Below are 16,487 nucleotides of genomic sequence, written 5' to 3' on the forward strand. Positions count from 1 at the left end.
CATTCTTTACCCCTATCGTGACAGCGTTTTTAATATATCTGCGAATACACCCGCAGAGGTCACTTCAGCACCTGCACCATAACCACGAATCACAAAAGGACGAGGTTGATAATACTGACTTAAAATCGCCAAGGCATTTTCTCCATCGCGAATATCATATAACGCGTTTGATTTATCAACGGCTTCAATACCGACTCTGCAATGACCGTTATCAATACTGCCCACGTACCGTAACACTTTGCCTTGCTCTGCGGCCGCTTGAACTCTTTGTGCAAAGTCATTATCAAGTTCAGGGAGCTTAGTCATAAACTCATCTACCGAGGTGCCCGGAGCAAAAGCCTCACTCACCACTGACTCCACCTCTATATCAGACAGCTCCAACGCTAAACCTGATTCACGGGCAATGATGAGAAGCTTACGTGCTACGTCTGTGCCTGATAAATCATCTCTAGGGTCAGGCTCTGTAAAGCCATTCGCTTTGGCTTTTGCTGTGGCTTCTGACAAACTTAACCCATCCTCCAAAGCACCAAACATGTATGATAAAGAACCTGATAGCACACCATTAAAAGACAGTAGCTCGTCACCTGCGCCAAATAACAACTGTAAGTTGTCTAAAACAGGCAAGCCGGCTCCCACATTCGTTTCATATAAAAACTTACGCTGCTTTTGCTGTGCTGTATTATTTAACGCTTGATAATATGCATAACTTCCCGTGTTCGCTTTTTTATTCGCAGCCACAACGTGAAAACCGGCATTAAGGAAGTCACAATACTGATCAGCAAGCTGTTGGGAAGAGCTACAATCTACAATCACAGGGTTTATTAAGTGATTGGCTTTAACAAAGGCTTCTAGTTTATCCAGAGCAAAACCCGCTTGCTGCTGCTCCAGTTCACCATGCCAGCTATCAAACGGCACACCGTCTGCATTTAGATAGAGCTGTCGAGAATTTGCTACGCCATATAGGTTAAGTTTTATATTGCGCTTTTGTAGCCACTGTTGCTGCTTTTGCAGTTGCTTAATGAGCTCCTGCCCGACTAAACCAACACCAAGTAAGAAAACATCTATTGAAGGAACATGAGTAAAGAAATTCTCATGGCACACCTTCACCGCATCATTACATAAGCTACCATCAACAACCGCTGAAATCGCACTTTCAGTTGAATCTTGGGCAATCGCTACAATATTTACTTGAGCTTGTGCCAACGAGGCAAAAAACTTAGCCGCAAGCCCTTTATGGGCTTTCATATTATCACCCACTAACGTAACAATCGCTAAGTCTCTCTGCACTTGTACCGGCTCAATTAGACCCGCCTGAGATTCAAGTTCAAATGCCTGTTCAAGGGCTGTTAGCGCCAACGTTAAGTCCGCTTCATGAACACAAAAGCTGATGCTGAATTCACACGACGACTGCGTGATCAAAACAATCGACACATTGTCCTGTGCAAGGGCATTAAATACTCGAGATGCCATGCCTACTTTACCTTTCATACCGGGCCCAGATACCGTGAGCATTGCTAGCTCATCTAAGCTTGAAAGCGCTTTAACTTGCTCGTCTCCGCGTCGTTCATTACTAATTACCGAACCGGGTACATCAGGGTTGTGAGTATTCTTAATTTCACATGGCACGCCCGCTTTAGCGCAAGGCAAAATAGTTTTCGGATGAAGTACTTTAGCACCAAAATAAGACAGCTCCATGGCTTCTTTATACGATAACCAATCGACTTTTGTGGCTTTACTGATAAACCTTGGATCCGCGTTATAAACGCCGTCAACATCTGTCCAAATTTGACATACCTCAGCCCCTAAACAAGCCGCAGCGACAGCAGCGGAATAATCAGAACCATTACGGCCAAGCGTAGTTAATGCGCCTTGTTGATCACACCCTGTGAAACCCGGCATAATGTAGTATTTATTCGGCTTTTCACGCATTGCCAATGCAAACCGTGACTTACTTGCTTTTAAGTCCACTTCTGCATCTAAATAACCACCCGAAGTTGAAATACAGTGAGTCGCATCTAAGTAACTGGCTTGTGCACTACCTAACATCGTTTGCATAAGTGCACAGCTAACACGTTCCCCAAAGCTAATAATAAATGCTTGAACCTGAGCTGGGCAGTGTCTTAAAAGTCTTACTCCCGCCAATTTATCCGCCAGCGCCTTGAAGTCAGGCCAATAAGTGCTTGCTCCATAGAGCTTCTCTACTTGTTGACGTAAATCGTTTGCTCGCTCTTCCAAAGCCTGCCATTGACTTTCGTAAGCATTTCCCTGTTCAGCCAGTGTTACCAACTCAACCAGTTGGTCTGTCATGCCTCCAGGTGCTGAAAGGACAATTAACGCTTCTTCCCCAGATTGGGTTAATACTAGATTCTGTACTTGCCGTAAACAGTCAAAGTCGGCTAACGATGAGCCGCCAAATTTTAATACTCGCATCATGGTAATTTTCCTCATTCCAAAAACGAAAAAAGGCCTGTGTTCTTAGTGAACACAGGCCTTTTAAATACGCACCGACCTATGCCACTATCCAGATTGGATGGTGGTTGTAATAATAATGGTCGAAGTGTTAAATTTTATTTTCATGACTTAAGAGTGCCTGAAATCTAGCCGCACTGTCAACACCCAAAATAGACATTCTTTATGCAATTTGTTCAAGTTAGCGGCAGGGAATGAGTGAATGTATATTATAAATAGGTCAAATGAGGTTATTTTTACTGCTTTTATCGGATACCGTACTGTGTTAATAAATTCAATAAATACTGAGGAGTAACGGGTTTTTCAATAAAATCAATTGCACCAAGCCTAACAACTCTCTCTTTCATTTCAGGTTGTATATCAGCAGAAATTACGACGACAAATGTTTCTAGTTTCTTCGCTTTAATCGCTTCTAACACGCCAATGCCATCCAGTTCAGGCATAGTTAAATCCAAGCAGAGTAGATCTACCTGTTGGGCTTCAAGAAGCTCAAGTGCTTGCACACCATTTTCAGCTTGCATGATCTCAGCTTCTAGCGCAGAAGATAAGCAACGAACTACCTGCTTACGTGCCACCCTCGAATCATCACACACTAATATAGAATAACTCATATCAAATATTTTTATCTTTTTGCCATCAACAATGTTACAACCAACTACTTATAACATATTTAGTAGTAAATCAGTAAGTACCCAAACTATATATTCATCTAATATGCCCATTGTGTGCAATAATGTCAGATATTTATTTATTTTTAAGGCTTTATTAGCTAAGTTTAAGTACATATATCCTGATGTTGACTTAATTTAGGAGCCTGAGTTCATTCATGCTACAAAAAAGCCTATCAAAAAAGCTACTCACGAATGTGCTTTCGGTTTACTTTTTATTGACATTCGTAGTCACTTGCGGGCAAGTCATTGCTGAATACGTAAACACCAAAGACTATATTCGCAACGAATTAACCATGCTGCAAAAAACATTTAGCCGAAGCTTGACCCGTGCAATTTGGGAGCTAAACACCAAACAAACGGTAACAACTGCAGAGGGCCTGCTCGCTATTCCAATGATAGAGGGCATAATTGTACGTGATGACAGTGGTGAAATTATCTCTCAACTTGGCCGCTCTCTTGATATTCATGAACTTTATAGCCAACAGTTAGTTCAAGAAGAAGCCATCATTGAAGATACCCCCTCAGGGCTATTCGGGTACACTTTCCCGCTTATTTTTGAATTTTCTGGCAGAGCCACACAAGTGGGTGATGTGACCTTATTTTCAAGTCGTGAGGTGGTGTTTAGCCGTATCATGATTTCAATTTATTTCTTGATTGGTAATGCCATGATCAAGACTACCTTTCTCATCATTTTATTCTTGATTGCGTTTAGGCGGCTACTTACAGAGCCGTTAACTGACTTAACCGATCAAGTCGAAGACTTCGAGTTAGATAACATTGATGCTCAGCGCATAGACATAGGCACCAGTGAACGTAATGAACTTAAAGTGATGGAAGAGGCATTCAACAAACTGATTGATAAAGTTGCGGAATATCGAAAACAACTCGATCAGACTCAGAAAGAATTATTGATAAGTAATGAAAAACTTGACCAACATAACTTACAACTAGAGCAAGAGGTTGCCAGAAAAACGTCAAATCTCAGCCAAGCTATGATGGATTTACAACAGCAAAAATATGAATTAGAAAAACAAAAGCTCACACTGACTGAGGAAATTGATCTACGTCGCCAAACGGAACAAGAGCTCCTTACCAAACAAAAAGAGTTAGAGCGTTATTTAGATGAGTTGAATATGGCGCAAGAACGGTTAGTCGGTTCGGAAAAAATGGCCGCTTTAGGTGGCCTTGTTGCTGGTATTACACATGACATTAATACGCCTGTTGGCATTGGGGTGACTGCCACTTCATTCTTACAAGAGCGCTTGCATCAGTTAGAAGCTGCATATCAAGCAAAAACCTTGTCGCCGAAAGCGCTCGAGGAATTTATTAATGAAGCCAAGCAGAGCACCAGTTTATTAACCACCAACCTAGATAGAGCATCTGAATTGGTCGCCAGCTTTAAACAAATTGCGGTAGATCAAGCCAGTGAAGCTGTGCGTACTATTAACTTCAAAGAATACCTTGCTGAGGTTGTTCGGTCATTACATCCAAAAATTAAAAAGACCAAGCATGACATCAATATTTCTTGCCCTGAAGACCTCACACTCAACTTACCTGCGGGCGCGATTAGTCAGATATTTACCAACCTCATTATGAACTCTCTAATTCATGGTTTTGAAGGGATAGATAAAGGCCGTATTGATATTGAAATTACCGATGATAACGACGATGTCCGTATTTTGTATCGTGATAATGGTCGTGGAGTGAGCTCTGTGCAGTTAGAAAAGTTATTCGACCCATTCTTCACGACCAAACGAGATCAGGGCGGCAGTGGGCTTGGAACGCACATTACTTTGAACCTAGTAAAGCAAACACTCAATGGGGATATTGAAGTAACAAGCGAAGAAGGCCAAGGCCTCGTTTATGAAATTAGTTTCCCAAAAAACATGCAAGCCCCTCTCGCTATTTTTAGCTGAGTAAAATTAAACCTGAATACGGGAATCTTGTAGGATTGTCGTATTCAGGTACTTTAATTCCTTCCCTGCCGGCAAATTATTGTTATCATAGCTACCAATTTTTAGCACGGATACTGTATTTTATGTGGTTTAGTAACCTGATCTGTTATCGATTCAAACAAGATGTTTCATATAATCAAGATGATTTTGAACAAGCTTTAGAGCAAGATGTATTTCGACCATGTGGTAGTCAGGATATGAGTACCTTCGGCTGGTCAAAAGCCCTAGGAAAGCATGGTCATAGCCTGTCACACTTTTCTAAAAATAGTATTTTGGTTTGTGCTAAACGAGAAGAAAAAGTACTACCAGCGGCGGTTGTTAACGATATGGTTGCCGAAAAGGTAGAGCTGATTGAACGCGAAGAAAACCGCCCAGTAAAGAAAAAAGAAAAAGATGAATTAAAAGAAAACATACTGGCTACTTTACTACCACAAGCTTTTAAAAAGTCTAGCTTACAATTTGCTTTTATTGACCAAGAAAATGGTTGGGTCATAGTCAACAGCGCAAGTTTTAATAAAGCAGAAGAGCTTTTAGCATTATTGCGTAAATCACTTGGCACGCTACCGGTGGTACCTGCATTTGCAAATTATGATCTAGATGTGTTTCTTACTAATTGGCTTACAAACTTTGAAACACCAGAGGGCTTTGCAATTGGCACTGATGCTGAATTAGAAGAGCCCGATGACAACGGTGCTCAGGTTAAATTAAAGCAACATGATCTATCAACAGATGAGATCAAACACCACCTTGAAAGTGGGAAGCGTGTTACTAAGTTGGCCTTGGATTGGCGCGAACGGGTTAAGTTTATGCTACAAAATGATGGGTCAATAAAACGCTTGAACTATGCTGATGCACTCAAAGAACAAAATGCTGATATTCCAAAAGAAGATATGGTCGTAAAACTTGACGCTGACTTTATCTTGGTCAGTGAAGAAATCAAAGAACTTATTGAAGAGCTTACGCAAAGCTTGGGTGACGCAGAAGATATTACCTAAGATATAAATATACGATAGTAAGGTGCGACGACCTTACTATCTATTTTCTATGAAGCTGCCGCAGTTGAGCCTGTAATTTAAATTGTGTATCTGCTTATAATTAAGCCAGTAATGGCTGAGGATAAGCAATATGGATAAGAAAGCTCTAGAAGCCTTCGCTCGCGAAGCAGCTAAGTCGATTAAGACTCCTTCTGATCTTGATGACTTTAGGAAAATGTTAACCAAGGTGACGGTTGAGACAGCCTTAAATGCTGAACTTAATGAGCACCTCGGTTACGAAAAAAACTCACCAACTAACGATAGTAACAGTCGAAATGGCTACTCATCTAAACGCCTAATTACAGACGATGGTGAGATCCAGTTAGAAGTCCCTCGTGACCGTGACGCGTCCTTTGAACCCAAGCTTGTTCGTAAACATCAAACCCGATTTCAATCGATGGACGACAAGATCTTAAGCCTATATGCCAAAGGAATGACCACCCGTGAAATCGTCGCAACATTCAAAAAAATGTACGATGCGGATATCTCCGCCAGTCTAATATCTAAAGTTACAGATGCTGTTTTAGAACAAGTGGTTGAGTGGCAATCTCGCCCGCTTGATACGGTCTATCCCATCGTTTATCTCGATTGCATCGTCGTGAAAGTACGCCAGAATAAACAGGTTATCAACAAAGCCATTTATCTCGCACTTGGCGTAAATATGGAAGGTCAGAAAGAACTTCTTGGGATGTGGATGTCCGAAACCGAAGGAGCGAAGTTCTGGCTTAGCGTGCTCACCGAACTTCAAAATCGAGGCGTGAATGATATCCTCATCGCGTGTGTAGATGGCCTGAAGGGCTTTCCTGATGCCATCAACGCTGTTTATCCAAAAACTCAAATTCAGCTCTGTATCGTACACATGGTGCGAAACTCAATGAAATACGTCCCATGGAAAGACTACAAGGCAATTACCGCTGACTTAAAAGAAATCTATCAAGCAACAACGGAAGATGAAGCCCTGTTGGCGTTAGAGCACTTTGGTGATAAATGGGATGAAAAGTACCCTCAAATCAGCCGCTCCTGGACGGCTCATTGGGATAATCTCAATACTCTATTTAGCTACCCTCAAGATATTCGTAAAGCTATCTACACGACAAATGCTATTGAATCTCTGAACAGTGTGATCAGAAAAGCGACCAAGAAACGTAAACTGTTCCCGACAGATGAATCCGCTAGCAAGGTGGTGTACTTAGCGATAATGGATGCTTCCAAGAGGTGGACAATGCCTATTCATAACTGGAAGCAAGCTCTAAACCGTTTTATGATTATGTTTGAAGACCGACTAACTGAATACTTGTAACTAAGAGCAGTTACACAGAATTATTTACAGGGTCCCGCAGTTAGGCAAACATACTTTTTACGTCATCTAACGTTTCCATATATTCATCGCTGGTAAACATATCAAGTGATCGAGTCACCCCTTTTTCTTCATATGCACCAAGCGCTGCCGCTTTATCTGATACCTGCAAAATACCCTCAATGATTGCACCGACTCGAATAAAATCGACATAGCATACATGATCAGGTTTGTAATTTGGGTTTGACCAACTTTCAGCCACCTCCACAAAGTCATCGGTAAAGCCCCACTCTCTCATGATAGCTCCCCCAATCTTACCCGCAAGCTTTTGTATCGCATGCGCTAAGAAGCTTGGGTTAGCGAAAACTTCAGGGTGGCGCTCCGCCTCAGTTAAAATGGGTAAAACCCCGATATTAAACACCAAAGAGGCGAGTGTGATTGTTTCTTTATTTAAAGAGGTGTGTTTGTTCACTCGTAAATAAAAATCCATTGTGGTTATCGCTTGGCAAGCTACTTTTAACGTTTTTTGCCATGCCTTATCCATGTATGTTCTAATCAATTTATTGTTTGATACGAACAGTTGCTCCATCGCCATTGCTGTTGCAATATTTTTTATCTGCCTTAAACCAATGCGAGTTACAGCTTGATTTAATGTATTTACTTTCACAGAGCGACCCATAAAAGCACTATTCGCGACCTTAATCATACGCGCAGATAAAGCGGGATCCTGAGAAATAACATCGGCCATTTGTGCTAAATTCACTTCAGGGTCATCTGCGGCCTGTCTTACTTTTACAGCAATTTCAGGTAAAGTCGGTAGAACAAGAGTATCGTTATTAATCCTATCTATTAAAATGGTCAGTAAGGCATTTTCTGTCGACATAAGCTATATCCCTTGGGTATAAATTTTTGATGTGCACAATAAAGTACGCTTATTTTTATACCCCTTAGTATTGACTAAGTTCACGATAAAGTTAAGAAAAGTATAAAAATATTCTTATACATACTGATAAGCATAATATTTACTGCGATTACAACGCACAAGAGCAGTAATTAGCAGCGTATTCGGGTATGGTACTCGTTACAAATCAATAACAAGAAAAGAGTTCATCATGAAGCTATCAAAAATCAATTTAGCATTATTTACAGCAAGTATACTTGCACTTGGGGCATGCTCCGACAAAGTTTCACAGCCCACTCAATCGATAGCCAATGAAGCAAAAGGCACGGATCACACCTTAGTTAACATCGAAAGGTCTCGCCTTGATATTTACACAGAAGTAACCCTCACAGCTGATCTTTCTCATTTAAACGAAAACCAGAAAAAGATGCTTAGCAAGTTAATTGATGCCTCAAAAATAATGGACGATTTATTTTGGAAACAAAGCTTCGGTATGGATAAAGCTGAGTTTTTAGAGAATATTAAAGATGATAAAGCCCGTCAGTTTGCTGATATTAACTATGGTCCATGGGATAGGCTTAATGGCGACAAAGTATTTTTATCAGGCTTTACTGCCAAAACCCCTGGAGCAGAATTTTACCCACATGATATTTCAAAAGATGAGTTAAACACGTCTACTGTGAAAGACCAGCAAGGCCTATATTCGCTTATTAAACGCGACGCACAAGGCAAACTATTTAGTGTCTCATACTCTGAAGCTTTTCAGTCCGAGCTGGTCAAGGCTGCATCATTATTACGAGAAGCTAGTAACTTAGCACGTGACAAAGAGTTTGCTAATTATCTCAACCTTAGAGCAGATGCATTACTTAATAATAGTTATCAGCGTTCTGACTTCGCTTGGATGGACATGAAGAATAACCCTATCGACGTAGTGATTGGTCCAATCGAAACGTATGAAGATCAACTTTTTGGCTATCGAGCAGGGTTTGAATCATATGTCCTCGTTAAAGATTTAGCATGGAGTGAACGACTCGCTAAGTTTGCTGCGTTTTTACCCGAGTTACAGACAGGATTACCGGTAGAAGAAAAGTATAAACAGGAAGTACCGGGCTCTGATGCTGATTTAAATGCGTATGACGTTATTTATTATGCAGGTCATTCAAACGCTGGCAGCAAAACCATCGCAATAAACTTACCTAATGATGAACAGGTACAGCTAGAAAAAGGCACTCGTCGCCTGCAGTTGAAGAACGCAATGCGTGCGAAGTTCGACAAAATTATGCTACCAATTTCTGAGCAGTTAATCGTTCCAGAGCAGCGTAAACACATTACCTTTGATGCATTCTTTGCCAATACCATGTTCCATGAAGTCGCTCACGGCCTTGGTATAAAAAATACCATCACAGGAAAAGGCACCGTGCGTCAGTCCCTGCAAGAACACGCCAGTGCCCTAGAAGAAGGTAAAGCGGATATTTTAGGCCTCTATATGGTTGAACAACTTCTTAAAAAAGGCGAGATCACCGAGGGAACTTTAGAAGATTATTATACCACTTTCATGGCGGGGATCTTCCGCTCAGTCCGTTTTGGTGCATCAAGTGCCCACGGTAAAGCCAACATGATCCGATTTAACTATTTCAAAGAACAAGGTGCGTTTTCTAAAAATGAGCAAGGCCTTTATAAAGTTAATATGCAAAAGATGGCCATCGCGATGAAAAACCTCTCACAGTTAATTTTAACGCTGCAAGGTGATGGTGACTATGACAAAGTAAGCAAACTGATCGCCACCCACGGTGACATAAAGGCTGAACTACAAGCTGATTTAGCAAAACTATCCGCTGCAAATATCCCTGTAGACGTTACCTTCAAACAAGGTAAAGCGGTACTGGGCCTTTAAACCAACACCGCATTTTTAAATAAGTAAAAGGCGCTATAGTGATAGCGCCTTTTTTAGTGCAACAAGTTGCTCATCTGAATACGCGACGGGAGAAAACAAGCCCCAAACAGGCTTTGGCCATGCTATATCCGTTGTAAAACGGGCAATATGGTGCACGTGCAACTGCGGTACCATATTACCTAATGCAGCCACATTCAGTTTATCAGGGTTAAACACCTCTCGTAATAACTGACTAAGCTTCGCAGACTCCAACCAAAATGTTTTTTGCTGTTCGTCAGTCAAATCTATAATTTCTTTTAAACCGCTGACTCTCGGCACTAAAATAAACCACGGGTACTGGCTATCATTCATCAATAGCACTTTACATAAAGGCCAATCAGCCAATGTAATACAGTCTCTTTGTAGTTCTGGGGCTAACTCAAATGACATCATTCTCTCCAATATGTTTTAACCCGCACTCTATCCCAATTTATTGCCATTGCCTATGCTAGCTTATAACATCTACTCCATAAATAAACTTCAATAAGGCATTCTTGTGCGAGCAATTTTAACGTCTTTAACTTTTAGCCTGCCACTGCTATTTAGTGGTACTAGCGTTGTGGCTAAACCATTAACCCTTGAGCGTATTTTTGATGACCCAAGCTTAGCAGGTAAAGCCCCTGTTCAACTTAAATTTTCCCCTGACGGCAAACGCGTAACTTACCTGCAAGGTAAGGTAGACGATTACAACCGCTATGACCTTTGGGAATACAACCTAAAAGACAAGTCCAATCGGTTATTGGTTGATTCTGAAGCCTTATTTTCAGGGCCAGAAACTTTGTCAAATGAAGAAAAAGCTCGCCGAGAACGACAACGTATATTTGGCCGCGGCATTTTAGAGTATAAATGGTCAACGGATGGTAAAGCGCTCTTATTTCCACTGAATGGCGACCTATATCACTATCAGGTCAGTTCTGGTAAAAGTAAAAAGCTAACTAATACAGAGGCTTTTGAGACAGATGCGCGCTTTTCTCCAAAAGGCAATTATGTATCTTTTATTCGTGAACAAAACTTATATGCCCTAGAGCTTGCCTCAGGTAAAGAAATCGCCCTTAGTACGGATGGCGGTGGCGTTATAAAGAATGGAATGGCTGAGTTTGTCGCTCAAGAAGAAATGAGCAGAATGACGGGTTATTGGTGGGCTGGTGATGAATCAAAGATCGCCTTTACGCGAATAGATGAAAGCCCCGTTAAAGAAGCTATACGTAACGAAATATATGCAGATGAAGTCAAGCTATTCAATCAACGTTATCCATTTACCGGCACAGACAATGTCAAAATTGCATTGGGCGTGGTAAACATTAATGATCAGCAAGTTGATTGGGTTGACTTAGGTAAAGACAAAGACATTTATCTTGCCCGTGCAAAATGGCTTAAAGACAATAAAACACTATCATATCAATGGCAAAACCGCTCACAACAAGCCTTAGAACTGCGCTTTTATGATAGTAAAACCAAAAAGCAGTCTGTTGCTTTGACAGAACGCAGCGATACTTGGGTTAATTTACACTTTGATTTACGTTTCTTAAACGACAAAAAGCACTTTATCTGGGCTTCTGAGCGTGATGGATATAAACACCTATACCTATACCGTACCAATGGTCAATTAGTGCGCCAAATTACGCAAGGTGAGTGGATCGTTGATTCCATAAAGGGCATTGATGAACAAAAAGGTCTGGTCTACTTTGCAGGTCGCGCCGATACGCCATTAGAGCAGCACCTGTATAGTGCCAGTATATTCAAAAACAGCGACGCCAAACGTGTTACTCAATTGGGTAGCTATCATAAAGTGGTGGTTGCTAAAGATGCCAAAACATTTATTGACAACAGTTCAGCGGTTAATAAACCAAACTCGGTTGCCTTGCGTAAAGTCAATGGTGAGTTTATTACTTGGCTTGAGCAAAACCCACTGAATAAAAACCACCCCTTAACTCCTTATCTAAGTGATCTTGCAGAGCCTGAATACGGGACGATTAAAGCACAAGATGGGCAAACCTTACATTATCGTATTTTTAAACCAGCCAATATGGAAAAAGGCAAAAAACACCCTGTTATGGTTAACGTATACGGCGGTCCTCATGCGCAACGAGTAACCAATAGTTGGCGCAGTAAGAACCTATACTTTCAATATATGGCCCAACAAGGCTATGTAATCTTTCAACTTGATAATCGAGGCTCTTATAACCGAGGTAAAGCATTTGAAGCACCCATTTATAAACACCTAGGTGAAGTCGAAGTGGCAGATCAAATCAAAGGGGTTGAGTTTTTACGTACACTTGATTACGTCGACTCAACACGAATTGGTATTTATGGCCACAGTTATGGCGGATACATGGCATTGATGGCCATGTTTAAGGCGGGCGACTACTTTCAAGCTGGCGTATCCGGTGCACCAGTGACTGATTGGGCGCTGTATGACACGCACTATACAGAACGTTACTTAGGGCATCCAAAAACCAATGCCATTGGTTACGAACAAAGCGCAGTATTCCCATTTGCGGATAACTTAAATGGTCCATTAATGATTTATCATGGCATGGCCGATGATAATGTCTTGTTTACTCATGCAACCAAATTATTTAAGCAGCTACAAGACAATGCCAAGCCGTTTGAAATGATGACGTATCCTGGTTCAAAACACAGTCTGCGCGGTAAAAAAGTACAAACACATTTACATCAAACTATCACCAACTTCTTTAATCGACATTTTGAGATGTAACTAAAAATCATCTACAGTACCTATAAAGCCTACATTTGTAGGCTTTATATTAGACCAAAATCTAATTGTATTATCATCCAATTAAAAATTTACAAGCTACTGCTTTAAAAGAAAAAATATTCCAAATATTTACTGACAGCCCCTGCTAAATTATCTATCTTACGGTATTCCCCCTTTTATTTTTATGCACAGGATTGTGTATCTTTATAAGGATAGTTATATGCAGTTTCTAAGAAAGTTTACTATTTTCCAACGACTCATGATGTTGCTCATGGTAGTAATACTTGGATTAGTTTTATTAAGTATCACTAACCTAACACAGCAATACGCCACGCTTGAAAAACAACAATACGAAAAAACCAAAAATTTGGTAGAAACAGCCCATAGCCTACTGACTTTGTATCACACCCAATATCTCGAAGGTGTGTTATCAGAAGCTGATGCAAAACATGCGGCCTTAACGGCGATAAAAGGATTGAAATATGATGGAGATAACTACTTTTGGGTGAATGATTTTCACCCAACAATGATAATGCATCCACTAAAACCACAGCTTGACGGCAAAAGCTTAACCAATAGTAAAGATCCCGATGGCACACGCTTATTTGTTGAAATGGTTTCCGTCGTTAAACAACACGGTGAAGGATTTGTCCCCTACAAGTGGCCAAAACCAGGGGCGCAAACCCCCGTTGATAAAATATCGTTTGTAAAAGGGTTTACCCCTTGGCAATGGATTATAGGTTCTGGTGTTTACTTAGATACAATTGACGCCGCTTTTTCAGAACTTCGCTGGCTGATGATCATTGATGTATTGGTTATTATTATTATCTTAGCTGTACTGAGCAGTGTGATCAGTAACAGTGTTTTACACCCCATTCGCTTAGCAGCGAACATGATGAAAGACATATCGCAAGGCCAAGGTGACCTAACTCAACAACTCGATGAATACGGCAATGATGAAATATCGCGTCTTTCCAGATATTTCAATTCTTATACTGATAAAATGCGCCAATCCATCTCACAGGTAGCCGACAGTGCCAATCATGTGGAGCAGTTTGCTAATCAAGTTGACGACGCAGGAAAAGTTAACTTAACCCACATTGAGCAACAAGATGATAATAGCCGACAAGTCGCAACGGCTGTAGAACAAATGAGCACCCAAATACAGGCTGTCAGTGAAAACGCGCATGCTGCAGAAGTCGCAGCTAAAGATGCACTACAAAATAGCGAGCAAGGGAAATTGGTCGTCGCAAACACCATAACAGCCATTCAAACACTTTCAGCCAATATTCAAAGTGTGAGTAAAGTATCAGCAATTTTAGCAACCGAAAGCAATAATATTGGCTCTGTACTTGATGTCATACGTGGTATTTCAGAGCAAACAAACTTACTGGCACTCAATGCAGCCATTGAAGCGGCGAGAGCTGGAGAGCAAGGTCGAGGCTTTGCGGTTGTCGCGGATGAAGTGCGCACATTAGCGAGCCGAACAGGCCAAAGCACTGACGAAATTCAAAAAATGATAGAAAAGCTTCAAAAAAATGCTCAAGAAACCGTTAATGCAGTGCAATCATGTCAGGAAATCTCAGCCAACAGCGTAGAGCAAGCCAGTGGTGCCGATCAAGTATTAGACGAGATTGAACGCTTAATAACAGTAATAAGTGATATGAACAGCCATATCGCACGCGCAACGCAAGAACAAAGTAGCGTGGCGCAAGAGGTCAATTTAAGGATCACTGATTTATCTAATGCAACACATCAGTCTTTAGATACTACCCATACATTGACAGATGCGAGCCTTAACTTAAAACAATCGAGTCATCATTTAGGGCAAGTTGTACAACGATTTAAAATCTAATTAAATACCAGACAACGAACGTGGTTACTCGTTGTCTGGCCACTTTGAACAGTGTAAATCAATCTAGCCGCTAAAGAAATATATCACGGCCAAAACCCACCTTTAAAAGTTACAAACAGTAACGGGCAAACAAACTCGAGACTGTCGCCGCAGTCGGCTTGCCATGCTGCCAATCTCCGCCTTCAACACCACTGCCAGCAATGTCCATATGCACATAAGGAATTGGTTGCTCTGAATCACTACCATGTTTATCTAAACCACCGACTAACGCTAAAAATGCCATAGGGAATTGATGACCGCGCGCCGTAATTGCTGATGGTGCATTGTTACTTGAAATCACATCGTCTGCTAATGTGCGCGGTTTAATAAAGTCATAATCTTCACGACGACTGCGTGATAACTCAGCACCATCTGCCCACAAGTCCCCAATATCGGCCAATTGACGAGACACTTTTGCTGCTCGTGCCGGACCATTTTCAACATACGCACTATATGGACCAACCGCGCGTGCTGCATGTCCGGTGAGTGTTGCGACAGTGAATAATTCAGGGTTAATTTGAGATTGAGCCAAATCTTTCATTTCGCTCAGTAAATCACCCATCGCCAAGCGCCCTTCTGCATCTGTATTTCCAATACGTACTTTCAAGCCTTCGCGGCACGTTACAATTTCATCAGGAACAAAACAGTCTGATCCAATTGAGTTACGCACAACAGCTAAATAAGCAATGACTTTCACGCCTTTTGTCTGAAAATCAGCAACCGCTTTCATAAAGCCAGCGACTGAAGCCGCTCCCCCTTTATCGCGGCTCATTCCCGCCATAAAGCCACCTACTTTTAAATCAGCGCCGCCTGTATCGTATACCAAGCCTTTACCAACAAACATCAACGTACGTGTTACTTCGTCCGTCGGTGTGTACTCAAGCTTCACAACACGAGGGTGGTGGCGCTCAACCGCGTATGAAGCACGAGCCACCATACCAAGCATTGGATAATCACTTTCAATTCTATTAATATCCGCGATCACTTCAACGGATACAGAAGTGTTTGCAAATAGCTCAACACAGTAATCAGCAAAACGCGGTGGTGCCATTCTTTCCGGCTCTGTGCCACATAAGTCTCTCGCAGCATATTGTCCAGATGCAATCGCATTTAGTTGCTTAGCTTGTGCGTCTGTTGCACCTACTAAGTGTATTTCAGTCACCGGCTCAATACTTGCACCGCGATACTCACGTGCTTCCAGTGGCTGCCATAACGCTTGACAAGCACCTAAAAATGCAACTTCTAATGCGTTTTTATAGCGCTCATCTGATGGTAAGCCGGTAACCATTAGAGCTGGCTTCGTAACACCAGCAGCCTTCGCCTGTGCAATCGCTGATTTAGCGGCATCAAATACTCGGCGCACATCATCATAATCACGATGTAATGGACCTGTCGGTGACACAATTAAACGCTTGCCAGGTAAGTCCGTTGCCAATACGAGCGTTGCTTGATTATTGATACGCTGATCAACCGCTAAATACGGTGCCAAAGCTGCATTTAATTGAGTATGACCCAAATCATGCGTGTTAGCTGCAATCACAATAACAGCATCAGCATCTTGAGTTAAAAAATCATGACAGGGTAACGCGAGAGGAAAAGACATAAAAAGGCCCT

At 41.5% G+C, this 16,487-nt stretch carries 11 protein-coding genes; 6 read left to right on the plus strand and 5 right to left on the minus strand.

All coding sequences use genetic code 11. From position 1 onward, the window contains the following. Positions 1-12: 12 nt before the first annotated feature. Positions 13-2,430, minus strand: coding sequence for a bifunctional aspartate kinase/homoserine dehydrogenase I (gene thrA / locus PCIT_RS06525; RefSeq protein WP_040698460.1), 2,418 nt, complete (start codon positions 2,428-2,430; stop codon positions 13-15). A gap of 284 nt (positions 2,431-2,714) precedes the next feature. Next, positions 2,715-3,080 carry a response regulator gene (locus PCIT_RS06530; protein WP_010362364.1) on the minus strand — a complete coding sequence of 122 codons (366 nt, stop codon included), beginning with the start codon at positions 3,078-3,080 and terminating at the stop codon, positions 2,715-2,717. A gap of 215 nt (positions 3,081-3,295) precedes the next feature. On the opposite strand from PCIT_RS06530, the gene PCIT_RS06535 reads away from it, so the two are divergent. From PCIT_RS06535 to PCIT_RS06545, 3 genes are all read left to right on the plus strand, one after another. Next, complete coding sequence (locus tag PCIT_RS06535; protein WP_010362365.1) at positions 3,296-5,056, plus strand: sensor histidine kinase; 1,761 nt, start codon at positions 3,296-3,298, stop codon at positions 5,054-5,056. Positions 5,057-5,178: 122 nt separating this feature from the next. Then, positions 5,179-6,090, plus strand: a complete 912-nt coding sequence (rdgC, locus tag PCIT_RS06540) for a recombination-associated protein RdgC (RefSeq protein WP_010362366.1) — start codon at positions 5,179-5,181, stop codon at positions 6,088-6,090. 130 nt (positions 6,091-6,220) lie between these two features. Continuing rightward, positions 6,221-7,429 (plus strand): IS256 family transposase, encoded by a 1,209-nt coding sequence (locus PCIT_RS06545; RefSeq protein ID WP_192992781.1) that lies wholly within the window; start codon positions 6,221-6,223, stop codon positions 7,427-7,429. Between the two features lie 40 nt (positions 7,430-7,469). Here the strand turns inward: PCIT_RS06545 and PCIT_RS06550 are convergent, their stop codons facing one another. Then, positions 7,470-8,309, minus strand: coding sequence for an HDOD domain-containing protein (locus PCIT_RS06550; protein ID WP_010363644.1), 840 nt, complete (start codon positions 8,307-8,309; stop codon positions 7,470-7,472). A 229-nt stretch (positions 8,310-8,538) separates the two neighbouring features. Here PCIT_RS06550 and PCIT_RS06555 point away from each other — a divergent pair, with 229 nt between their 5' ends. Continuing rightward, positions 8,539-10,221, plus strand: a complete 1,683-nt coding sequence (locus tag PCIT_RS06555) for a dipeptidyl-peptidase 3 family protein (RefSeq protein WP_010363642.1) — start codon at positions 8,539-8,541, stop codon at positions 10,219-10,221. 33 nt (positions 10,222-10,254) lie between these two features. On the opposite strand, the gene PCIT_RS06560 is transcribed toward PCIT_RS06555, so the two are convergent. Then, positions 10,255-10,650: an HIT domain-containing protein gene (locus PCIT_RS06560; RefSeq protein WP_010363640.1), complete on the minus strand. Its 396-nt coding sequence runs from the start codon at positions 10,648-10,650 to the stop codon at positions 10,255-10,257. Positions 10,651-10,756: 106 nt separating this feature from the next. On the opposite strand from PCIT_RS06560, the gene PCIT_RS06565 reads away from it, so the two are divergent. Further along, complete coding sequence (locus PCIT_RS06565) at positions 10,757-12,979, plus strand: S9 family peptidase (protein ID WP_010363638.1); 2,223 nt, start codon at positions 10,757-10,759, stop codon at positions 12,977-12,979. A 220-nt stretch (positions 12,980-13,199) separates the two neighbouring features. Next, positions 13,200-14,834 (plus strand): methyl-accepting chemotaxis protein, encoded by a 1,635-nt coding sequence (locus PCIT_RS06570; protein ID WP_010363636.1) that lies wholly within the window; start codon positions 13,200-13,202, stop codon positions 14,832-14,834. 109 nt (positions 14,835-14,943) lie between these two features. On the opposite strand, the gene PCIT_RS06575 is transcribed toward PCIT_RS06570, so the two are convergent. Further along, positions 14,944-16,476 carry a M17 family metallopeptidase gene (locus tag PCIT_RS06575; RefSeq protein WP_010363634.1) on the minus strand — a complete coding sequence of 511 codons (1,533 nt, stop codon included), beginning with the start codon at positions 16,474-16,476 and terminating at the stop codon, positions 14,944-14,946. Positions 16,477-16,487 lie beyond the last annotated feature (11 nt).

This window comes from Pseudoalteromonas citrea (assembly GCF_000238375.3).
Taxonomy (GTDB): Bacteria; Pseudomonadota; Gammaproteobacteria; order Enterobacterales; family Alteromonadaceae; genus Pseudoalteromonas; species Pseudoalteromonas citrea.